Consider the following 22,692-nt stretch of genomic DNA (forward strand, 5'->3'; position numbering starts at 1 on the left):
TCACAGGGCGCCCGGCCCGGGTGGGATCTTCCGGTCCAACAAAAAAAGCGGGCTTCCGAAGAAGCCCGCCCGTTCCGTGGCGAAACGCCCGGGTGCCTGGCGTATGCGCCGTGTCCGCTCCACTCAGGCCGGTACTTGCGTGCCGGCTGCCGCCGTCTCCTTGGAGTACAGGCTCCTGGCTGTCGCGACGTGGCTCTTCAGCACCGGCCGCAGCACCATGATCGCCAGGAAGGCCGCGGTCAGGTCCATCGCGGCCACCGTGTAGAGCACGGTGGACCAGGTGCCGGTCGCTTCCATCATCAGGTTGCCGATCGGCACGAACAGTGCGCCGATGCCCTTGGCGGTGTAGAGCACGCCGTAGATCTTGCCGATGTGCTTGGTGCCGAAGGCATCGCCGGCGAGCGCCGAGAACAGCGAGTAGACCTCGCCCCAGGCCAGGAATACCACCCCGGACAGGATCAGGAACGCGTACGGGTTGCTGCCGAAGTAGCCCAGCGCGATGATGCCCAGCCCTTCCAGCGTGAAGGCGATCACCATGGTCTTTTCGCGGCCGATGTTGTCCGAGATCCAGCCGAACAGCGGACGCGAGATCCCGTTCATGATCCGGTCAAGCATCAGCGCCAGCGGCAGCGCGGCCATCACGAAGAAGTGCAGGTCGACCTTGAATTCCTTGACGCCGAGATCCTTGGCGATCACGCCCAGCTGCGCCACGGCCATCATGCCGCCGGTGACGACCAGCACGAACATGACCAGCATCAGCCAGAACAGCTTGGTGCACAGCGCTTCCTTGAGCGTGTAGTCGCGCGTGGCCTGGACCAGCTTCTTCGACGCCTTCACTTCATGCGCCTTGGGCGAACGCAGGAACCAGGCCGCGACGAAGGCGAGCGAGCCCTGCAGCAGGCCGAAGAACAGGAAGGTGTGCTGGAAGCCCTGCGACTCGATCATCGCCGCGATCGGCAGGATGGTCGCCGCCGAACCCGCGCCATAGCCGCCGGCGGTCAGGCCCACGGCCAGCCCGCGGCGGTCCGGGAACCACTTGAGGGCGTTGTTGATGCAGGTGGCGTAGATCGAGCCCACGCCCAGACCGCCCACCGCCGCGCCGACGTAGAAGCCCATCAGCGTGGTCGCCTGCGAATTGATGCACCAGGCGGCGCCGATGAACACTGCGCCGAACGCCACCATCATGCGTGGCCCGAACTTGTCGATAAAGTAGCCTTCGATCGGCGCCAGCCAGGTCTGCACCAGCACGAACACGGTAAACGCGATCTGGATGCTGGCGCGGGACCAGCCGTAGGTGTCCTGGATCTCCGGGACGAACAGGGTCCATGCATACTGGATGTTGGCGGTGGCGATCATGCAGACCACCCCCACGATCAGCTGGATCCAGCGTGTGCCTTCCGGGACTTGGTGATTGACGCCCATCCCCATTGCCGATGGATTACTCATTGCGCGCTCCTTGATTAGATTGGCCATTAACTCGCGACAGGGCGGAGGAATATACGGTCGCGCTGCGCCTCAGCTTAGGGATGGCTGCTGGCATTTCATGTCTCCTAATGTCATTGGCATTTGTTTGCCTCTTATCACGACGCGACCTGAGGTCTCCGCCCTCACCTCTCTCTCAAACTTAGGAGCGGCGATGGGATACACAGTATGTGATATATCAACGAAGTCAAGCGAAAGCCGGGGCAGGGTTTTCACTGAATTAATGCCCGTCATGGCTGGACGCCGGATATTCACGACAAAATCGCATCAGAAGCTGTATGCAAAACCTGGCCGTGGTACCGGCTGATGGCCGCAATCCCTTTGCTGGCGCGGAAGCCCAGCGCAAGCTCCGGCATCGATGAGTATTTCTTCTGAATCGGCCGCGGCCACAACCGCGCATTATCATTACAACATTGTCATGATGATGGCCGCGCCATGATGACAAGTTTGTCATGATAATCCGCCGCCACCCGCGCAGATTCCGGCTAAATGCCCCCGATTAATCTCGCGCCGACATAAAAAAATGCCCGCAGGCGAACCTGGCGGGCTGAGGCATGGTGCGTGACATCGGCCGCAACATGTAGTTGCAGTTATAGGCGATAAATGGCATCGGTCAAATACCGCAAATGGATTTTACGCCGATTAATGGGCAAACTCAGAGAAAACCCTGAGCAAGTCTTTCGACCGCGCCGCCGATTATATGGAAAGCCGCCTCGATTATGACAAGCCTGTCATTTTCAACCGGCGTTTAAAAAACCCGGGGTGAGCGCGGCGCTGGCTGCCCGATGTAGACGAAAGCGTCATCGCCAGCGCCTGGAATAGACAAAACGGCAAGCGCAGTAGAGCGCCTGGTAAAAGCCGGCCCGCCGGCCGGCAGGTCCGCCCCGCTGCGCGCCGGCCTCATAGATGAATTGATAAAAATTCAGCGTAGAGTAGATGTTTTGGTAAGTCCGGTAGAAGCTATGGTAAGCTCCGCAGGCATCTGCCTTACGTTTCACCAAGCTCCGCATGGCTCATGCACCACTAGGCTACGACGCCCTGATCCGCCAGTTCCGCCTGCGCGTGCCGCCCTTGCGCTGCACCTCCGCGCTTGGCGACAAGACCGGCGTGCTCAGCACGCATACCGGCCCCGATGGCACCACGCGCACGGTCTACCCCCGCAACCGCTACCGCGGCGGCGACACCACGGTGGACCACCTCACCTTTGCGCTGAAGAAGGAACAGCTCGACCTGACCGTGCTGGCGGCGCTGTTCGAGCAGCCGCAGGCGGTGCAGGACGTGCGCGCCTGGCTGGCGGCCACGCCGACCTCGCGCTATGCCCGGCTGAGCGCCTTCTATGCCAAATGGCTGGCCGGGGCGCAGTTCGATTACAAGCTGCCGGCCGGTGCGCCGCGGGTGCTGGCGCTGGACGAGGCGGAATACGTGACCGGCCCGTCAACGCCGGACCTGCAGTTCGGGATCCAGAACAATCACCTCGGGCCGGCGGCATTCTGCCCGGTGGTGCGCCGTACCGAGAAGCTGGCGCGCTGGATCGCCGCCGACCTGCCCGGCCGTGTGGGCAGTGCCATCCGGCACCTGGAGCCGGAGTTGCTGGCGCGCGCGGTGGACTATCTCTACCTGGCCGAAACCCGCTCGACCTATTCGATCGAGCATGAGATTCCCGATAACCAGCGCGTCGCCAAATTCCGGCGGCTGCTGGAATATGCCGGCCAGCGCGCGCCGCTGACCGAATCCCAGCTGTGCGAATGGCAGAACGAGATCATCTCGGGCCTGCGCGCCGAATACAGCTTTCGCGACCAGCAGAACTGGCTGTCGCGCGGCGGGCGGCTGCGCAATATCGCCGACTATATTCCGCCGCCGCCCGCCCAGCTGGGGGCGATGATGGACGGCATTGCCGCGGTCGCGGGGCTGGTCGAATCCCACGCGGCAAACCCGATCGTGGTAGCGGCGTGCGTGTCGTTCGGCTTTGTCTTTGCGCACCCGTTCTATGACGGCAACGGCCGCCTGCATCGTTTCCTGATCCACCATCTGCTGCGCCAGGCCGGCGTCACGCCCGAGGGCGTGGTGCTGCCGGTGTCGGCGCGCATGCTCAAGCAGCTCGACGTCTACGCCGGCTTGCTGAAGGCCTATTCCGCGCCGCGTACCGCACTGCTCAACTACGCGCTGGATGCGGACAGCGACACCATCCTGATCAAGTCGCCGCAGCCCTACTGGCTCTATGCCTCGTTCGACGCCACCGCGCTGTGCGAATTCGTGTTCGAGTGCATCGAGCAATGCGTCGAGCAGGACCTGGCGCAGGAAATCCAGTACCTGCGCGCGTACGACGCCAGCGTGACCCGGCTCGAAAGCTGGCTGGACCTGCGCCAGTCGCGGCTGTCGAACCTGGTCGACCTGATCGTGCAGAACCACGGCGAGCTGTCGCGGCGCAAGCGCAAGCTGTTCGAGGACATCACCGACGCCGAGCTGGCGCGCATCGAAACGGTGGTGCGCGACGAGTTTGCCGAATACCTGGAGCGCCACGGCAGCAACTGAAGCGCGGCGCCCCTCTGCCCTATCGCGTCGCGGCCTATCGCGTCACGTCCAGCTCCCAGCCAGGCTCCAGGTGGTCGGGGTTGTCGGCCAGCCGATAGCGCGGATTCAGGTTGATCAGTTCGCGCAGCGCGAAGTTGGCCACTTGCTGGTCCGGTGTCATCGCCCGCGCCTGCGCCTCGGCCTTCTGGCCGTCGGACAGCAGCGTGTCGAGATGCGCGCCGGCAATGCCCCATAGCGTGGAACTGGCGACGTTGTCCGGGCTGTAGGGCTGCACCCGTACCGGTCCGGATGCGGGGCGCTCCCTCGGGGTCTGGCTGGGTGGTTCTTTCGGCGGCTGCTGCGGCGGCGTGGGTACCCCGGGATCGGCCGTCGGCGGGGTCGACGGACCACCGCCGGGGGTCGGCGTCGGCCGCGGCGCGCCCTTGTCCTCGTCCTTGAGCAACTCCACCAGGATCTTGGCGCCAAAGTTGACGATCACGCCGCCGCCCAGCAGCACCAGCCCCTTGGGCATGGCGCGGCCGAAGAAATCCCATTTCTGCGCCAGCCATGGCGTGACCGGCTTGTCCACGGCATCGGGATCGGCCGCCCTGGCCAGCCGGTTTTTCTCGGCGTTGATCAGCTTCTGCTCGTTGCGCGACTGCAGGTGCGCGCCGATGCCGAACACCGCCAGGCTGCCCGCCTCGATCGCGCCGACCACGCCGCCGGTATGCATCATGTCGGCCGCGGCCAGCGGCACCGCCCCCACCGAATACGCGTTCATCACGAACTTGCGCAGCCGCGCGCCCAGCAGCGCGGGCTGGGCCAGCCCGGTGTGATAACCCGCGCGGGCCGCGAAATTGACCGTGCTCAGCACCGAATTGGCGGCCAGGAACACCGCGCTGCTGTAGGTCAGCGGCTCGCCGATCTGGGTCACGCCGTGCTCGCCGAACCACAGCATGGTGTTGCCGTTGTTGATCGCCAGCGTGGTCAGCTGCAGCGCGTCGTTGACCTGCCCGGCACGCGTATCCGGAGTCAGCAGCGAGGCGCCGATGGTGCCGATCACCGCCTGCGCCTCGCGGATCTTGTCGGCGGCCTCGGGCAGGTCCTTCTTGTCGGCGTGGTGGGCGTAGGCATCGAGCTGGTCCAGCGCCCTGGCAAACTTCTGCTGGTTCTGGTCGTTGATGCCCCACACCGCGGTGCCGGGCTTCTCGGTCAGCGTGCGGCGCAGCCAGGCGATATCGGCGGGCGTGTGCGTGCCGGCGCGCCGGATCACCTTGCTGGCATGCACGGTGCGCCCCATCGCCACGCTGCCGCGGTAGATGAAGCAGCCGGCGCTGGTCAGCACCAGGTTGGCACCGGTCTGGGCCGAGATCGCCGCGGCGCCGGAGGCGGCGGCGAAGGTGCCGGCCGCCGACACCGCCAGCGCGGTGCGCACCTTCCACGGCCGCGGGCCATTGCTGCCCGGTGGCGGCGGGTTGCTGGCCGGGCCATGCGAGATGGTGGCGCGCACCACCCCGCCCTCGCCGCCCTCCCCACCCTCGCCGCCCCGGGTGCCGTCGTCACTCCGGGCGCGCGCTGCCTGCTGCATCCGGTCCAGCATGCGGTACACGGCGCTGCCTTGCGACGCGTCCGAGCCGGTCTCGACATGGGTCAGGTCGGCCACCTTGACCGCGCCGTCCGGGAACAGCGCGAACTCCACGTCGCCCAGGTGCAGGCCGCGCGTCTTCATGGTGTCGACCAGTGCGGCGATATCGCGCGCCGAGCGGTCGTTGAGCAGCGCGGCATGCTGCGGCCGCAACTGGCCGGCGCCGTCGAACAGGTCCTTGGTGCTGGCCGCGTAGCGCTCATAGCCGATGGCGGGGCGCCCGAACGCCTCGAACGACGCCGGCCCGAAGCTACGCACGGTATTGAGCCCGTGCGTGCCGGCGGCCTCGGCCATGGCGGCGCGCTCGCCGTGGACCATGTCGCCCAGCCAGGCCTCGTTGGCAATGCCGACCGCCAGGTCCTTGCCCAGCGCGAACACGGTCTTGGCGCCGCCGCTCCCGAGCCGCGGGCCAAGGTAGGTCTCGAGCCGCACCCGTTCGCGGGTGCCATCGGGCCGTCGCAGGAATACGTTGCCGTGATGGTCGATCTTGAAGCTGTGGCCGGCGTAGGGATCCGGCTGCGGCGACAGGCGGCGCCAGCGTCCGGGCTGCGCCAGGTCGATCTGGCTCTTGGCCGGGTCCTGCGCGTAGGCGCCGCGGCGCAAGGCGAACTCCGGCACCAGCACGTCGGTGCGCATCACGTCGGCCACCTGCTGCGCCAGCATGCGTCCCTGCGGGGCATGCGCGCCGTCCAGCGCCAGCACGATGGGCTGGCCGGGCTCCCAGTCATGCGCCAGCTGGAAGGCGAGCTCGTGGGCGCCGATGCCCTCGCCCCCCTCGCCGCGCAGCCCGCCCTCGGGGCGCACGGCGCCAACCACCACCAGATGATCCCGGGGCGCGTTGACGCGCACCGCCGGCTCGCCCAGCGCCAGTTCGGCCCAGCGGTCCGGCGTCTGCCGCCAGCTGGCCGGCACCGGATCGCCCGCGGCGCGCGCGCCATGCGGGCGCACCGGCTTGCCGCCACTGGTGACGGCCACCAGCGGCAGCGCCGGCATCGCGCCATGGAAGCGGCCGCCGTCCTGCACATGCACCGGCGCACCGGACGCGGCCATGGTGGCGGGATCGGCGGCCACGCGCAGGCGCGCGCCATAGGCCAGGTCGCTGCCCGGCGCGCGGAACGCGTCCACGTCCAGCCGGCCGTCGGCGCCGTAGACGCGCGCGTTCAGCCCGGTGGCCAGTTGCTGCACCAGCGACACCGCGCCGTCCTGCCCGTAGCAGCCGTACAGCACCACCGGCATGCCTTCCTGGTAATCCGGATGCGCGCGGATGCGGTCGATCACCGCCGGCGCATCGAGCAACGGCCGCGGCCCGTCGTCGCGGCCGCCGGCCCGCATCGCGATGCCGCCGAACAGGCCCTCGGCGCGCACGGTGAAATGCCCGGGAATCTGGGGCACCGACACCGCCACCGCCTCATCGCCAAAGGTCTTCTGCCCGGCCTGCTGCGCCAGGTCCAGGTCCGCGCGCCCGCGCGGAAACTGCTCCAGCTGGGCCAGCACGTCGATGCGGCGGCCGTCCTGCTGGCGCACCAGCGGCAGGCCCGCACGGAAATCGTCGGGCAGCGCGGCGCGGATCTCGCCGTGGTAATCCGGATTCAGCGCAAAGCCTTCCGCGTGCGGCTTGTGTCCGCGCAGCGACAGCGGCACGGTGCCGATCACGCTGCGCGCGTCGACCGCCCCGTGCCGCGCCGCCTCGCGCTGCGAGACCATGGCGATGCGGAAGTTGCCGCCCGCCTGCAGCGCCGGGCCGAGGTCGCGCATGGCCTGCTGCAGCGACAGGAACGACGCTTCCGGCAGGCCCGCGCGCAGCGGCACCGACAGCCCATCGCCATGGGTCACCACGTAGTGCACGCCGGCGAGGCGCCCGCCGGAGGCATGGATGCCGTCGACCGTGGCCTCGATCGCGGCGCGGCCAGGCGCGCCGTCGCGCACCGACCAGCTGCCGTCGCGGATCGCCGGCCGCGCCGCGGGCATGGCCGCCGGCTCGCTGCCGGCGTCGTCGGCGCGACTGGTGGAAGTGGCTTTGCGCGGCAGCTGCCCGCCGTGCGCGACCACCGCTTCGGCGGCGTCGGCCAGCGGCGTGCGCGCCGGCGCCGGCCCACCCGGCAGCGGTGCGCGCGCGGCACCCGGCCCGCGCGGCTCGCCGCCGGCGGCGGCGCGCCCGTACAACGTGATCACCGCCTGGTGCACCTCGGTCGAGAAGCCATCCACCGTTGCCACCCGCTCGCGCGAGACGCCGTCGACGGCGCCGGCATCGGCCGCGGCCTGCAGCACGCGGCCCAGTTCCTCCGGGCTCTGGAAGCGTTCCGGCATATTGCCCCGGCGCAACAACAGCGCCGAGACCGCGTACGCGCCCCAGTTCGACACGCTGGCGGTGACCACATGGTCCACCGGCACCACCGCGGCGATATCGCTGCCGTCGAGCGCGCGCGGGATCAGCCCGCCGACGCCGCCCATGCCGGCCTCGTTGCCGCCGTCGCCGACGCCCAGGGTCTCGATGCCATCGATGGCATTGGCTTCCAGCACGATCTGGTCCAGCGCCGGGTTGAAGCCGTCGATGCCGATGCCGCGCATATTGTGCTTGGTGCCGCGCGCGCTGCGCGACGGCAGCTCGATCGCCATCACCCGGTCGGGGCCGACCTCGCGCAACAGCGCACGGGCCGGTTCGGCGGCGCTGTCGATCGGTTCATCGAACACGCGGATATTGTCCAGCGGCTCGCCCATTTCGCGCAGGATGCCTTCCAGGATCGGCCGGTTGGCCGAATCCACCACATAGGTCACCTGCTTGCCGCGCAGGCGCAGCGCGCGGCCCAGTTCCGCGGTGCCCGGGGGCCCGTCGGTTTCGGGCATGTCCTTGGCCACCGAGAAGCCGGTCACCAGCATCACGTTGCTGGCGTCTTCCAGCGACGCCGCCGCGCGCTCGGCGCCGCCCGGCATGTAGAACTCGCGCAGGCCGCGGCCGATGTAGTTGAAGCTGATGCGGTCGACCGGCGACAGGTGGCGCCCGCCGTCGACCAGCGCCAGCGCCGGCGACACGTCGGCGGCCTCGCCGAAGGCGGTCTTGAACACGCGGATATCGGGGCGCCGTCCCATCGCGTGCGCCAGGCCGGACACCCGCGACGGCTGGCCGGTGGTGAAGACGATGGTCGGCAGGGTCTTGTCGTCGGGCACCGCCGACGGGTCCAGCGGCTGCTCCAGCAGTGCGCCGCGGTCGATCAGGCCCTGGTCCACCAGCATCTCCACGCCCTTGCGCGCCTGGTACTGCATCGGGTCGATCAGCCTGACGTCGCTGCGGCCGATGGCATCGAGCTGCTGGCGCACCAGCGTTTCCAGCGCGGGATAGTGGGTGCAGCAGAACCACAGCGAGGTCGCGTCGGCGGGGATCTGCTCGGCGTTGATGTACTTGGCCACCAGCCCCTTGAGCTGCTCCAGCTGCGGGCCGTCGGCCAGGTGCATCAGGTTGTTGACCGCATCGGCCCACTCGGTCGCGCCGATCTCCTTGACCGTGACGCTGCCGCCGCTGGCCTCGGCCACCGCTGTCAGGTAGGCATGCAGCTTCACCGTCCCGGGCGTGGCCACCACCACCGGCCGCGCGCCGCCCTCGGTGACGATCTTGGGCGCGGTCTGCATGATCAGGTTGACCACCTTGGCCTGGTGGGTGCCGGCCAGCGCCTCCGGAAACGCGGTGCAGGCGGTGTTGCAGGCGAACAGGTCGACCGCGCCCTTGGCCTTCTGCGCCGCGACCACGCCGGCGTGGACCAGGTTCACCAGGTCGCCGCGCTCGCGCCCGCCGTAGGTGCCGGCGGCATGGTCGGTAAAGGCCACCACCTGCACCGCCTTGCCGGTCATGGCAAAGGTGTGGCGCGCGATGTTCTGCGCAGCCAGCAGGCCGCCGTTGCTGGAATCGAAGGCGGTGATGACGATCGCATCGTCCTGCACGCGGATGCCGAAGTCGGCCGGGTCGATCCCTTCGGGCAGGAAGCGCCGCTGGATGCCCTCGAACAGCTGCGCCATGTCCAGGCCCGCGGGCAGGCGCTCGGCCGCCTTCTGCAGCAGCTCGTAGACGCCCTTCTGCACGGTCTTGTCGTAGCCGCGCACGCTGGTGGCACCGACTTCCAGCGTGACGCCGTCGCGCGCCTTGTGGCGCGCCATGGTGTCGAGCAGCGCGCCCACGGTTTCCACGCTGGGCATGCCGCTGTCGCGGCCCAGCGCGCGCTGCAGGCCGAAGCCGATCGCCTGCGCCGCCAGGTTGGAGTTCATGCCCGTCACCAGGTGGTCGGCGCCGACGTCGGACCAGCTGTCGGCCAGCTGCTCGGTCACCGCCATGTCGCGCAGCAAGCGGTCGCGCGCGGCGCGCATGCCGGCCTCGTTGCCGTGGTCGCCCACGGCAATGGTGACCATGTCGGCCATGTCGTTGGCGTCGATCAGCAACTGGTCGAGCATGGCATTGCCGCGCACCCGCTCGCCGTTCTGCAGCCGGTACTCGTTGTTGGTGTTGCGCCCGGCCACTTCCACCGCCACCACCGCCTGCGGCTTGTGCATCGCCAGCAGCGCGCGCGACTGGCGCCCGGCGCTGGCAAAGTCCCTGGCCGAGAAGGTCTCGACGCGCGCATTGGGCTGGTTCAAATCCTGGCGCAGCATCTGGCGCAGCGTGCGCGCATGGGCGCGGTCGGTGACATAGACCACGTCCTTGCCCAGCGAGGCCAGGTAGGCGCCGAGCGAGGCCGCCCCGACCGGGCCGTTGGTCTCGGCGCGGCCATGGGCGGTCAGCGGGCCGGTGACGATCATCACCGAGTCCAGGTCCGCCAGCGCGCGCGCGGCCATCTCGGCGCCGTAGGGCACGCCGATGTTCTCCATGCTGCCGTCGATCCACAGCACATTGTCCAGCGGCGAGATCGCGTTCTGCCGCAGCGACATGCGCGCGGGCGCTTCGGCCCCATCGGCATGCGCCACCGCCGCGGGGCCGTGGCTCACCGTGCGGCGCTGCACGCCGCCCTCGCCGTCGCCCGACGGGTGGCGCGGCGCGCGCGCCAGCGCCGGCGTGCCGGTGGCGGTGCGGCGGCGCGAGGCCGGCACGGGCGCGTCGGCGCGGGTGCTGCCGCTGCGCTCGCCCGACGGGTTGCGCGCGGCGGACTCCGTCGCGTAGCGCGCCATGGCCCGGTTCATGGCACGGTCCATCATGCCGTGGATCACACGTTCCTGCAGGATCGTGCCGCGCGTGACCGCCATGTCGAAGGCCGCGGCGCTGCCGCGCCTGACCGCTTGCCAGGGCGTGAGCCGGTGCGGCGGGGGCAGGCCATGCGACGGGGTGGTGCCGCCCTCGCTCGTCGGCCTGCCGCCGTTGCCGCGCTCGGAGGTCGCGGGCCTGGCCGCGCCGGTAGCGGGTTCGCCGTCGGCCTGCTTGCCCGAGCGGCCGGACTGGCCATCGGCGTCGGTGCGCGCGGGCGGCTGGCCCTCGGCGTCGCGGCCGGCCGGGCCGCGGCGCGTGGTGGGCCGCGTCGCGGCTGGCACGCCATAGCCGTCGCGGAACTCCCCCAGCGCTTCCGGTGTCGCACCACGCCCCGGATTGCCGGTGCCGGCCGCGTCGCCCGCGGCGGCGCCGCGCGCACGCATGGCCGCCTGGTAGCCGTCGCGCACGGATTCGCCAATGCGCTTCTGCGCGGCGAACGGCAGCATCTGCGTGGCGCCCATCAGCAGCATGGCGCCGTTCTGCAACTTCTCCGAAACGCTCATCTCGCTCCCATGCTCGGCGAACATGGCGGCCTGCTGCAGGGTCTGCACGCCACCGATGCCGAAGCCCACGCCATTGAGCACGCGGCTGGCGCTGCCGTAATGGCCGGCGCTGTGGGTCAGCATGCCGCCCGCCATCTGGCGCAGCGGGTTGGTGCTGCCGGCCAGCCGGGTGCCGGCGTTCATCGCCAGCGCGCCGGTCTTGGCCAGGCCCATGCCGCCCATGCCCGCCAGCGAGCCGGCCACGTTGAGCCACTGCGCCATCGCTTCCTGGCTGGCGAAGGGATTGACCGAGCGGCCATGGTCCGCAATGTTGTCCAGCGCGGCCCACGAGGTGCCGATGCCGTACCCCATGCTGCCCACCATGCCGACCCAGGCCGCTGCCACCAGCGGCGTCAGCGCGCCGCCCGAGGCCACCACCAGCACCCCGCCCGCGAGCGCGCCGACCGCGGCCGCGCCCAGGTTGATCCAGCCCCACCTCTTCTCGCTGTCGGTGACGATATGCGCGTCCATCGCAGCGTAGTCGACGTGGCCGTCGCGGCCCAGGTCCAGGTTCTCGGCAAAGTACACCATGCCCTTGTCGGAGAGCAGGTTGTTCTCCTGGAAATCGCGCTTCGCGTCCAGCTCTTCCTTGCCGTAGACGGCGCCCTGGTCGTCCACCCACAAGGTCTTGCCGTCCTTGCCCTCGAACTCGAACACCGCGGTCTGGTACGGCACCCCGCCGGGACCGGCCACGTACATCGGGATCGCCTTGACCGTGGTGCCGGCCTTGGCGTCGGCGGCGATCTGTTCGCGGATCGCGTTGGCGTCGCCCTGCGGCGCGCCCAGGGCGATGGCCTCGGACAGCCCCTTCTCGTCCGAGGCCTTCGCGCTGAGTTCTTCCTTGCGCATCGCCAGGCTGTCGAAGGTCTGGCGCAGGATCTCGTCCTTGTCGAGTTCGAAGCGCTGGTTGGCTTCCTTCGCCTCATCGGTGCCGGCGTAGTCCTCGCTGCCGCGTTGCACCGCGTTGCGCAGGTAGACGTCGGACATCACCGGCGCGTCCTTGCTCGACTTCAGCGACTGCTCGAACGCCGCCGACAGCCCGATGTGGCCCTTGGCGGCCGCGTCCTGGGCCCCGCCGTAGATGCGTCCCTGGCGCGACGAGCCGCCCTGGTTCATCATCATCAGCATGCTGACCTCGTTGTCGCGGTCGGTCAGCCAGCTGGCCGTGCCGGTCGCGGCCGGGGCCGTGCCAGGCTTCGCCTGCGGGTTGCGCGCGTGATACCCGGCATCGGCCGCATCGACCACCGCCGACAGGCCGTGGTAGAAGTCGTCCCAGTCGTTGTATCCGGGCGACTGGCTGTTGTTGCGCCCGGTCCAGTCGTTGCTGTACTCGGTCTTCACCGTATCGAGCAGCGTGCCGGCGTCTTCCTCGATCAGGTGCGGCGCCACTTCCTGCAGGTACACGCCCACCTTGTCGGCGTACATCTTTTCCTGGCCGATGATGGGCCGGCCCTCGTCATCGTGGGTCTTGTTCTTCAGGTCCTTGTCCATCGACGCTTCAATCTGCGCCTTGAACAGGTCGCCGCTGAAGCGGTCGTTGTGCACGTCGACGTAAAGCTGGCGTTCCTCGGGCGTCTGCGCGGCATCCGCGCCGGACTTGCGGATCTGCAGCGCGCCGGTGACGTCGCCGCTGTCCAGCTTCTGGTCGATGCCGCGGGTCATGGCGTCCACCCGCAGCGGCACCGAGCCCTCCATGAAGCCGAGCATCCGGTTCAGGCCGCTGGCGGCCTGGTCGCGCTCGGCCTGGCTGAGCTTGGGGTCCTCGCTGCGCGCCTTGAGCTGCTCGACGGTGTAGCCGAGCAGGCCTTTCTCGGCGATGCCCTTGTCGTAGGCGATCCGGGCCGGATCGGTCGCCGGCAGGTCGGGGGCCGGAACCAGGCTGTCCGCGCCCAGCGCCTTGTACATGACGTAGCCGGCCGGGTTGTGTTCCATCAGCGCGCGCTCGGCCTGCGGCAGGTCGCGCGGCGTGGTGGAGTTGGGATCGGTCTTGGCCTCGGGATCCAGCGTCAGCCCCTGCGCCTGCGCCATCGCCAGCGTGGTGGGGTCGTTCTGCGCCAGCTTGCGCTCGAAGTCGGTGGACGGCGTCAGGTGCTCCATCTCGCCGGCGATGCGTCCGCGCAGGTCGACCCGGTCGATCAGCTGGCCCATGCCGCCTTCGGTGCCGTAGCGCGCCTTCAGGTCCTGCACCGCCTGCTGGCGATAGCTGTCCGGCACCTTGACGCCCTTTCCGGACGCCAGCGCCTGCAGCTGCGCGTCGGCGTCGCTGACCTTGCCGTTGGCCAGGGTCAGGTCGTACGAGCGATCCGCCATCGAGATGGTGCGGTCGTGCGGATTGTTGCGCAGGTCCTTCAGGGCCTGATTGGCGTCCTGCTGGTAGGCGTTCGCCGCGACCGTGTCGATCTCTTTCTGCATGGCGGCGAGGAAGGTCTCCTCGGCCTTTACCCGTTCCTGCTGTGCCTGCTGATGCGCGTCGCGCGCGGCCACCAGTTCATCGTCGGCCTCGAGCTCGAAGCGCCGGATGCCGCCGGGAATCTTCAGGTAGGCGGCCTGTTCTTCGTCGACCCTGGCGGCGGCCTGCTGCTCTTTTTCCTGCGCCAGCACCACGTTGAAGCGTGCGCCCTGGGTGTCGCGCGCCTCCTGCGTGCTCTCGTTCTTCAGGAATTGCGTCTTGGTCTCGTCGATATTCAGCGCGACATTGGGATCGTCATAGCGCTTGCGGATCTCCTCGGCCTTGGCCTCGACCGCGGCCTTGACATCCCCGCCGGTGGCCGCGGCGTTGTTGGCGGCCACGCGCAGCTCGTTCTGCGCGCCGCCCATCACGTTGCCATACTTCAGGCCCAGCGGCTGCCACTGCTTGTCGGTCATGGCGCGGCCGTCGAGGTCGGCCACGACCTTGTCATAGGCGTCCTGCGCTTCTTGCTGCCAGCCATCGGTCAGCGCCCTGGCATCGCTTTCCTTCTTCTTGCGGGCTTCCTCGGCGGGGTCGGTCCTGGGCTTCTCGGGCGCCGGCGCATCGACCTGCATCGCGCGGGGTGCCTGCACGCCCGTGGTGCTGGTGGTGTAAAGCGCCGGCGTCACCGCGAGCGCCTGCGGCTTGTCCGGCTGGTCGGCGGGTTTCGCCTGCGGGTCTTGCTGCGTCTGCTGGGTTTGCTGCGACTGTTGCGCCTGCTGGGTGTTCTGGGTGTCCTGCTGGCGCTGGGTCTCGCGCGCCTCGGCTGCGCGCTGGGCACGCTCGGCGGCTTCGCGGGCGGCCCGTTCGGCGGCCTCGCGCGCGGCTTCGGCTGCGGCGCGGGCCGCGGCCTCGGCGGCCGCGCGCGCGGCGGCCCGGATGGCATCCATGAAATCCAGCATGACGCAAGTCTCCTGGCGACGCCGGCGCCTGCCGGCAGGTCAGACGGTTGCCGATGCCCTGGCACGCGGCCGGGTCACGGGCAGGCCGCGGGCATCATGCGCGCCGATTCTGCGCGCGTCGGCGGCGCAGGCCAACTATGGGAATTCGTAGGCCCGCGGCTGCCGGGGGAGCTGCCGGCAAACTACAGCCGGTTGTTGTCGAGGTCGGTCACCAGCATGCAGCCCGGCGCGTGGGTGATGCAGATCTCGGGCCGCGCCTCGCGGATCACCGCCTGCGGCGTGACGCCGCAGGCCCAGAACACCGGGATTTCATCGGCGTCGAGCGGCACCGCGTCGCCGTAGTCGGGCGACTCGATATCCTCGATGCCGATCAGCCGCGGGTCGCCGATATGCACGGGCGCGCCATGCACGTCGGGATAGCGCGCGGTGATCTCGGTGGCCAGGATCGCGTCGGCGGCCCTGAGCGGGCGCATCGACACCACCAGCTTGCCCGACAGCCGGCCCGCCGGGCGGGTCTCGATCGCGGTGCGGTACATGGCGACGTTGCGGCCCAGGTTGATGTGCTTGAGCGGCACATTGGCCGCCAGCAGCGCCTGCTCGAACGAGAACGAGCAGCCGATGGCAAAGGCGACGAAGTCATCGCGCCACAACTCGGTGATGCCGGTGGTCTCGTGGTAGGCGTTGCCGTCGCGGTAGACCCGGTACATCGGCACGTCGGTACGGATGTCGACGTCGCGCCCGAGGTTGCGGAACACCGGGTCGCCCGGGTCGGTCACGTCGATCAGCGGGCAGGCCTTGCGGTTGAGCGCGCAGAACTGCAGGAAGTCATAGGCCCAGTCGCGCGTCAGGATCACGATATTGGCCTGCACGTGGCCGCGCGCCAGGCCGCTGGTGTGGCCGCGGTAGCGGCCCGCGCGGATCAGCTGGCGCAGTGCGGCGGGGTCTTCGGGCAGGAGCGAGGCGGCGTGCTGGAGCGGCTGGTTCATGGTCGGCAGGCGGGCGCCGGGCGGCGCGCAAAGTCGGGTTGACCTGCCGATTCTGGGCGCGCGCCGGCGCTGGCGTCCAACAAATCTTTCGGATCGAGCGCGATAAAGGAATCCGATGACTACGAGCCCGCGTGGGGCGTCGCGGCGGGCGCCTGCACCGGCACCGCCATGTCCTCGCCGACCTCGGCGCAGAACTCCGCCACCACACCGGTGGCCAGCCCCACGATCGACTCGTTGACCTCCAGCCCCGCGCCGATGCGCCACGAGGCGACGATATCGAGCGCGGGCGGATGGTTCTCCACGTCGACCACCGACAGCGTGCCCTCGGCCAGCTCCTTGCGCACCAGTGCCGGCGGCACCGCGCCGATGCCGAAGCCGTCGCCGATCAGCCGCGTCATCGCCGCCACCGAGTTCACGCAGTTGATGCGCGGCGAGGCCACGCCGTTCAGGTGGAACAGGCTCAGGATGTCCTGGTGCGGGCGCGAGTTCTTGACGAAGGTGATGACGCGCTCGGCGGCCAGTTCATCGAGCGAGGCATAGGGCCGGTCGCAGGCGGAACCGGTGGCGACGATCCAGCGGATCGGGTAGCGCGCCAGTTCGACATTGCGCACCGTTTCCAGCCGCAGCAGGTCGGTCTGGAAGATCACGTCGAGATAGCCCTTCTGCAGCTGGTCGCACAGGTTCAGCGCGGCATCGGCGGTCAGCTCAATCTCCAGCGCCGGGTAGGCCTGCATCGCGCGCTTGACCACGGTGGAGAGCCAGGTATGGATGACGGAGTCCATCGCGCCGATGCGCACCCGCCCTGCAATGGCGCGCGAACGGTCCAGCGACTGCCGCATATGGTGCATGGTGTTTACCATCTTCTCGGCATACTCCAGCACCCGCTGGCCCTCCGGCGTCAGCGTGACACCGCGCGAATCGCGCAGGAACAGCTTGACCCCCAGGTCCTCTTCCAGCACGGCGATGCGGCTGGAGATCGAGGCCTGCGTGCTGAACAGTTTCTCCGCGGTCAGCCGGAAGCTGCGCAGGCGGGCCACCCAGACAAAGGTTTCGAGAAAGCGCAGGTTCATGGGCGATGGATAGGGGACGGTCGCTGCGGCGGCGCATCAAGACAGGCGCCGAGCCACCGAATCTACGCGATGACACGGTGGCAAACAAGCGTTTGACAGCGGCGCTCGGTAGCGTGCCATGCTGCCGCGCAGCATGGCCGGCGCGCCGCGCTCACGCCCCCAGCGGCGACGGCTGCGACGGCGTCGGCGGCTGGCGCGGCGGGATCAGTGCAGGGCCGCGCGCGGCGTCCTCTTCGGCCTCATGCTGCGCCGCTTCCGCCTGCGCCTTCATGCGCTGCAGCGCGGCCAGCATGTCGTCGCCCAGCGCCGCCGGATACTCCGCGCGCGCGCCGTCGGGCACGGCCGACGGGTCCAGCCACATCTGCCAGGTCACGCGCGTGGTGCCCACGCCCTGCCCCGGCGCGGCCTGCAGCCGACCGCGCGTATGGCTGGAGAGCTTGCGGTAGCTGTAGGAGTACGGCCCCTTGTCGGTCAGCACGTCGACCGCCGGCAGGCCGCCGGCCTTGTGGGCCATGCGGCGTACCGTGCCCGGGCTGCCACTGCCCAGCACCACGCGGCAGTCCTTGTAGACGGTGTCCCACTCCGGCACCGCGCAGTAGCCGCCGGCCAGCTGCCAGACGCGCGCCGGATCGGCCAGCACCTCGACCGAGCGCTCCACGGGGATCAGCTGCGCGTGCGCCGGCGCCTGCCACGCCAGCAGCAGCGCGGGCACGGCGAGCCGGAGCGTGGACAGGGTCAGTCTGGCAAGAGTCGACATAGGCAAGGCGGCACGCGCGCGGTCGGGGCAATGGGTGCAAGCCTAGCCGAGCGCGGCGGCGCGTGCCATTACCGAAGGCTCGTAGCGGGCGCGCGTGCGGTCCCGGTCTACGGGTTTCCGTAGGGCCGTGGCCAACCCGCATGCGCTGGCGCGCCGTATGCTTATGCCCTCGCGGGTCCGGGCCCGCGCGCGCCGCCGGGGCATCGGGGAAAACCCGCGGCCCGTGGCGATGGCGCCACGGGCCGGAACGGCGCCAGCCGCGCATTTACGGGCTTTCAGCACAGGAATCAATTTTTCTTATCGGCCGCCGCCCGAAAAACTAGTTGGACGCGGGCTGCCGTGCCTTTCAAGAATGCAGTCAGCGGGCGCACCGCAGGACGCGCTGCAACCGCGCACCGCCGCGCCATCGATACGCGCCAGCGGGTAGCCGGCAACGCATGCCGGGACCACAAGGCAAGCGCCGCGCACCACGCGCGCTGCCACGGCCGAGCCAGACATCGCACGAGAGGAATGCATGGAAACGCAGATTGGCAGTATCCAGAGCCCCCAGCCATCATCGCCCGCCAACGCCGAGGCAGCACCGTCGCGCGGCTTTTTCTCCTGGTACCGCGACATCACCGCCAATGAGCGCCGCACCTTCTGGAGCTGCAAGGTCGGCTATGCGCTCGACGCCATGGACACGCAGTTCCTGAGCTTCGTCATCCCCACGCTGATCGCCACCTGGGGCATCAGCCGCGCCGACGCGGGCTTTATCGGCACTGCCACGCTGCTGACTTCCGCCGCGGGCGGCTGGGTCGCCGGCATCCTGTCCGACCGCATCGGCCGGGTGCGCACGTTGCAGCTGACCATCCTGTGGTTTGCCTTCTTCACCTTCCTGTGCGGGCTGGCGCAGACCTATGAACAGCTGCTGGTGGCGCGCGCGCTGATGGGCTTCGGCTTCGGCGGCGAATGGACCGCCGGCGCAGTGCTGATCGGCGAAGCCATCCGCGCGCAGGACCGCGGCAAGGCCGTGGGCATGGTCCAGGCCGGCTGGGCCGTGGGCTGGGGGCTGGCGGCGCTGCTCTATGCGCTGGTGTTCTCGCTGCTGCCCGCCGAGACCGCATGGCGCGTGCTGTTCCTGATCGGGCTGCTGCCGGCGGTGTTCGTGATCGTGCTGCGCCGCCTGGTCAAGGAACCCGAGGTCTATACCGAGCACAAGGCACGCGAGGCGCAGGCCAGCGAAAAGACCTCGTTCGCAGCGATCTTCTCGCCGCGCCTGCTCAGCATCACGCTGCGCGCGGCGCTGCTGACCACCGGCGCGCAGGGGGGCTACTACGCCATCACCACCTGGCTGCCGACCTTCCTCAAGACCGAGCGCGGCCTGACCGTGCTGGGCACCGGCGGCTACCTGGCGATGGTGATCGTCGGCTCCTATATCGGCTATGTCACCAGCGCCTACCTGACCGACCGCATCGGCCGCAAGCGCAACTTCATCCTGTTCGCGCTGGGCTCGATGACGATCGCGCTGGCCTACACGCACATCCCCGTCAACGACACCGTGATGCTGCTGCTGGGCTTCCCGCTGGGCTTCTTTGCCTCGGGCATCTTCGCCGGCATGGGCGCGTTCCTGACCGAACTGTTCCCGACCAGCGTGCGCGGCTCGGGCCAGGGCTTCTGCTACAACGTGGGCCGTGCCATCGGCGCGTTCTTCCCGTTCCTGATCGGCCATGTCAGCCAGCAGATGTCGCTGGGCCACGCCATCGGCATCTTCGCCGCGGCCGCGTATGGCGTGCTGATCCTGGCCGCGCTGACGTTGCCGGAAACGCGCGGCAAGGCACTGGAAGCGTAGGGCGCAAAATGACACCGCCGCGGCCGTGCGCCGCGGCTCGCGTACAGCACAATAAAAATCACGGCAGCCCCACGCGGGGCCTGCCCAGTTTTCTTCCGACGGGAATCGGGTCAGCAGTATGTCGGGCTTGCCAGCTCGACGGCAATGCAGCGCAGCCGCGATACGCGCTGGCGATGGCCAGGCTCCGTGCAGTATCGGCGGACCGCCACGACCGGCATGACGCGCCGCGCCCCGCAGTGCCGCCGCGCAGGCCAGCCCCATTTGCGCGCGTGGACCGGCTCACAAGGCCGTGGTCGCACGCCAAGACTCGTTGTCGGAGGCCTACATGATCAAAGATGTGGAAGTCGTGCCGTACCGTGACGCGGGGGCGTCCGGGCATGGCACCGCAGCAACCACCGCACGCCCCACGGCCCGCCCGGCCACCGCGCCTGGCGCCGCCCCGGCACTGGTGGCCAACAACGGCATCAAGGTATTCGGCGAGCGCCACCTGGTGCCGGTCAGGCAGCGCGTGCGCCACGGCGCCACCCCCGGCCTGGTGACAGCGCTGCAGGCCGAGCCGACCCACGAAGGCCGCAGCGCCGTGATGCAGTCCGCCATCCGCGCCATCGGCTTCGACTGGCTGGGCTACGCCACCGCGGCCCATGTCGGCGGGCAGCTGCAGCCACGCACCTTCTTTGAAAGCTATTCCCCCCCGGGCTGGCGCGAGCGCTATTTCCGCGAGCGCTACTACGAGATCGATCCGCGCACCCCGCAACCCGGCACCTTCTGCCTGCCCACCGTGTGGGATGCCGACGACCTGGCGCAGACGCCGCTGGGCAACGTGCCGCCGCTGCGCCGGCGCCGCTTCCTGGAAGACCTGCGCGACGCCGGCGTGCGCAGCGGCATCTTCCTCAACCTGCCGATGCCGGGCAACAGCGAGTTCGTGCTGATCAGCTTTATGTCAGGCATCGAGAGCCGGCGCTGGATCGGCGACTCCGTGGTGGGCCAGGCCCTGGCAACGGGGCTGGCGCTGCACGAGTTCCTGACCTGCCACGTCGAAATCCCCGCATTTGCCGGGCGCCATCGCGAAGGCCTGTCGGACGTGCAGCGCGATATCCTTGCCTGCCTGGCGCAGGGGCTGTCGGACAAGGAGATCGCGCGGCGCATGGACATGTCGATCTTCAACGTCGACTACCACATGCGCCGGCTGCGCAGCCATTTCGGCGTGCGCAACCGGGTGCAGCTGGCCAGCGCGGCAACGCTGCTGCGGCCGCCGGGCGCGCCACTGTCGGTGGACAGGGAAAAGGATGCCGAAGGCGTGATCGCGGCGTAGTTTTCTGTCGTTGGCGTTGGCGTTGGCTCGACCGCCTGTGTACGCCCTCTCCCGCTTGCGGGAGAGGGTTGGGGAGAGGGGAGAAAACCTGCAGCGCTCAGTGTCCCCCACCCAGTCTCACTCTCCCTTCGCCCACCGCATCAGCTCCGCCACCCGCTCGAACAACGTCCGATCGATATACCGGTCCAGCGGCACGTTCAGGTACAGGCGCTGCGCCAGGTCCGAATCAAAGGCCGACGGCACCAGGTAGTCCGCCGCGGCCTGGCGGATGCGTGCCGCCACCTGGCCGCTGCCCTTGGCCACCACGCGCGGCAGCGTGCCGGGGCCGTCGTAGCGCAGCGCCACCGCGTACTGGGTGGAATACACCACCGCGGTCGACACCCGCACCCGCTCGCTGACGCCGAAGAACGCGGCCTCGAAGAACGCGGCGCGGCGGCGCCCGGCCATAATCGGATCGCCCTGGGTCTCCTTGTACTCGCGGCGGTACTCGTCGACGCTCATGCGCTGGCGCTTCATGAACTGGTGGCGCTCGTGCACGTAGTCCACCACGGCCATCACGAGGTAGATCACCGCGGCCCAGCAGCACATGCGCAGGATGATGTAGGCGACCAGCAGCAGGATTTCCGCGGGGCGGGCATAGCCGGTGCGCACGCCATCCTCGATCGCGCCCAGCGCCAGCACGTAGACCAGCCCCGCCAGCAGCAGGATCTTGACCAGGATCTTGGCCAGGTTCACCAGGTTGCGCACCGCGAACATGCGCTTCAGGCCCTCGGCCGGGTTCAGCCGCGCCAGGTCTGGCTTGATCTGCTCGAACGCCACCAGTGGCCCCACCTGCAGGAACGCGCCGACGATGCCGCACACCAGCGCCAGGCCGACGATCGGCAGCACGCCCATCAGCAGGAAGCGCGCCGCGGCCTCGCCCAGCACCAGCATCTGCTGGTCGGCCAGGTGCTGCGGCACGCTGCCCATGGCGCTGTGCCACAGGGCCTGGAACAGCCGCACGAAATAGCGGCCCAGCAGCCACAGCCCCGCCAGCACGCCGAGGAACACCACCGCCGAGGTGACGTCGCTGCTGCGCGGCACTTCGCCGCGCTTGCGCGCCTCGTCCAGCTTGCGGCGGGTCGCCTCGAGGTTCTTTTCGCTGTCGCTCATCTGGGGTCGATATGCCGCGTCGCTGCTAGGATGGCGCGCCCCGGCGCAGCATCTCGATCAGGATATTGTCCGGGCGCAGGAAGCCCTGCAGCGTATCGACCATCACCGCCAGCATCAGCACCAGCATCAGGAAGGCCACCGAGATCTTGACCGGCTGCGCGAACTGGAACACGTCGAACTGCGGCACGAAGCGCGCGATCAGCGCAAAGCCCAGCTCGACGATCACCAGCAGCAGCAGGATCGGCGCGGCCAGCTTGACCACCCACGAAAACAGCGTGCCGGCGTAGAGGTTGGCAAAGCCCATCGACGCCAGCGACATCTCCGGCCCGAACGACATCACCGGCCAGAACGCGAACGACTCCACGATCACGCCGGTCATGGCGATAAAGCCGCCGAACGCCGCGAACAGCGCGATGCCGAAGTGCGACAGCAGGTTCTCCATGGGCCCGTCCTCCTGCTGCGTCACCGGGTCGAAGAAGGTCGCATTGCCCGAGCCGGTCTGGAAGTCGATCAGCTCGCCGATCATCTGCAGCGCGACGAAGAACAGCCCGAACGCCATCCCCAGCAGCAGCCCGATAAAGGCCTCCTTGAAGATCAGCACCAGCCACAGGCCACCGGCGACCGCGTCCAGGTCGATGCGCGCGCCCGGCGACACGAACAGCGCGATCGCCAGCACGATGCCGTTGCGCGCCACCCCGGGAATGGCCTGCTGCGACAGGAACGGCAGCACCGTAAACGCCGTCAGCAGCCGCGGCATCACCATCACGATCGGCATGATGACCTCGCGCCCCCACTGGAACAGCAAGGCGGGATCGAGCAGATCGCCCTGCAT

The 22,692-nt window shown here is 69.2% G+C and carries 10 protein-coding genes; 3 read left to right on the plus strand and 7 right to left on the minus strand.

Translation table 11 applies throughout. The features are described 5' to 3' along the window. Window positions 1-123 precede the first annotated feature (123 nt). Window positions 124-1,446: an oxalate/formate MFS antiporter gene (gene oxlT, locus FHX60_RS09045; protein WP_112776660.1), complete on the minus strand. Its 1,323-nt coding sequence runs from the start codon at window positions 1,444-1,446 to the stop codon at window positions 124-126. Between the two features lie 1,044 nt (window positions 1,447-2,490). On the opposite strand from oxlT, the gene FHX60_RS09050 reads away from it, so the two are divergent. Next, window positions 2,491-4,014: a Fic family protein gene (locus tag FHX60_RS09050; protein WP_183283129.1), complete on the plus strand. Its 1,524-nt coding sequence runs from the start codon at window positions 2,491-2,493 to the stop codon at window positions 4,012-4,014. Window positions 4,015-4,048: 34 nt separating this feature from the next. Here FHX60_RS09050 and FHX60_RS09055 read toward each other — a convergent pair whose 3' ends face one another. The 4 genes from FHX60_RS09055 to FHX60_RS09070 form a co-directional block, all read right to left on the minus strand. Further along, complete coding sequence (locus FHX60_RS09055) at window positions 4,049-14,755, minus strand: LWXIA domain-containing protein (RefSeq protein WP_183283130.1); 10,707 nt, start codon at window positions 14,753-14,755, stop codon at window positions 4,049-4,051. A 182-nt stretch (window positions 14,756-14,937) separates the two neighbouring features. Continuing rightward, window positions 14,938-15,741 (minus strand): putative hydro-lyase, encoded by an 804-nt coding sequence (locus FHX60_RS09060; protein ID WP_092315923.1) that lies wholly within the window; start codon window positions 15,739-15,741, stop codon window positions 14,938-14,940. A gap of 119 nt (window positions 15,742-15,860) precedes the next feature. Further along, window positions 15,861-16,811, minus strand: a complete 951-nt coding sequence (locus tag FHX60_RS09065) for a LysR family transcriptional regulator (protein WP_183283131.1) — start codon at window positions 16,809-16,811, stop codon at window positions 15,861-15,863. A gap of 151 nt (window positions 16,812-16,962) precedes the next feature. Next, window positions 16,963-17,568 (minus strand): SRPBCC family protein, encoded by a 606-nt coding sequence (locus FHX60_RS09070; protein WP_183283132.1) that lies wholly within the window; start codon window positions 17,566-17,568, stop codon window positions 16,963-16,965. A gap of 514 nt (window positions 17,569-18,082) precedes the next feature. Here FHX60_RS09070 and FHX60_RS09075 point away from each other — a divergent pair. Together FHX60_RS09075 and FHX60_RS09080 are read left to right on the plus strand one after the other, a co-directional pair. After that, window positions 18,083-19,396, plus strand: coding sequence for an MFS transporter (locus FHX60_RS09075; RefSeq protein WP_183283133.1), 1,314 nt, complete (start codon window positions 18,083-18,085; stop codon window positions 19,394-19,396). Window positions 19,397-19,721: 325 nt separating this feature from the next. Next, a complete protein-coding gene (locus FHX60_RS09080; RefSeq protein WP_183283134.1) occupies window positions 19,722-20,708 on the plus strand; it encodes a helix-turn-helix transcriptional regulator in 987 nt (328 codons plus the stop codon). A gap of 117 nt (window positions 20,709-20,825) precedes the next feature. Here the strand turns inward: FHX60_RS09080 and FHX60_RS09085 are convergent, their stop codons facing one another. Together FHX60_RS09085 and sctT are read right to left on the minus strand one after the other, a co-directional pair. Continuing rightward, the gene (locus tag FHX60_RS09085) at window positions 20,826-21,860 is read right to left on the minus strand and encodes an EscU/YscU/HrcU family type III secretion system export apparatus switch protein (RefSeq protein WP_092315913.1); all 1,035 of its coding nucleotides are present in this window, start codon (window positions 21,858-21,860) and stop codon (window positions 20,826-20,828) included. A 25-nt stretch (window positions 21,861-21,885) separates the two neighbouring features. After that, window positions 21,886-22,692: a type III secretion system export apparatus subunit SctT gene (sctT, locus tag FHX60_RS09090; protein ID WP_112776654.1), complete on the minus strand. Its 807-nt coding sequence runs from the start codon at window positions 22,690-22,692 to the stop codon at window positions 21,886-21,888.

It is taken from the genome of Cupriavidus alkaliphilus (assembly GCF_014191175.1).
GTDB lineage: Bacteria > Pseudomonadota > Gammaproteobacteria > Burkholderiales > Burkholderiaceae > Cupriavidus > Cupriavidus alkaliphilus.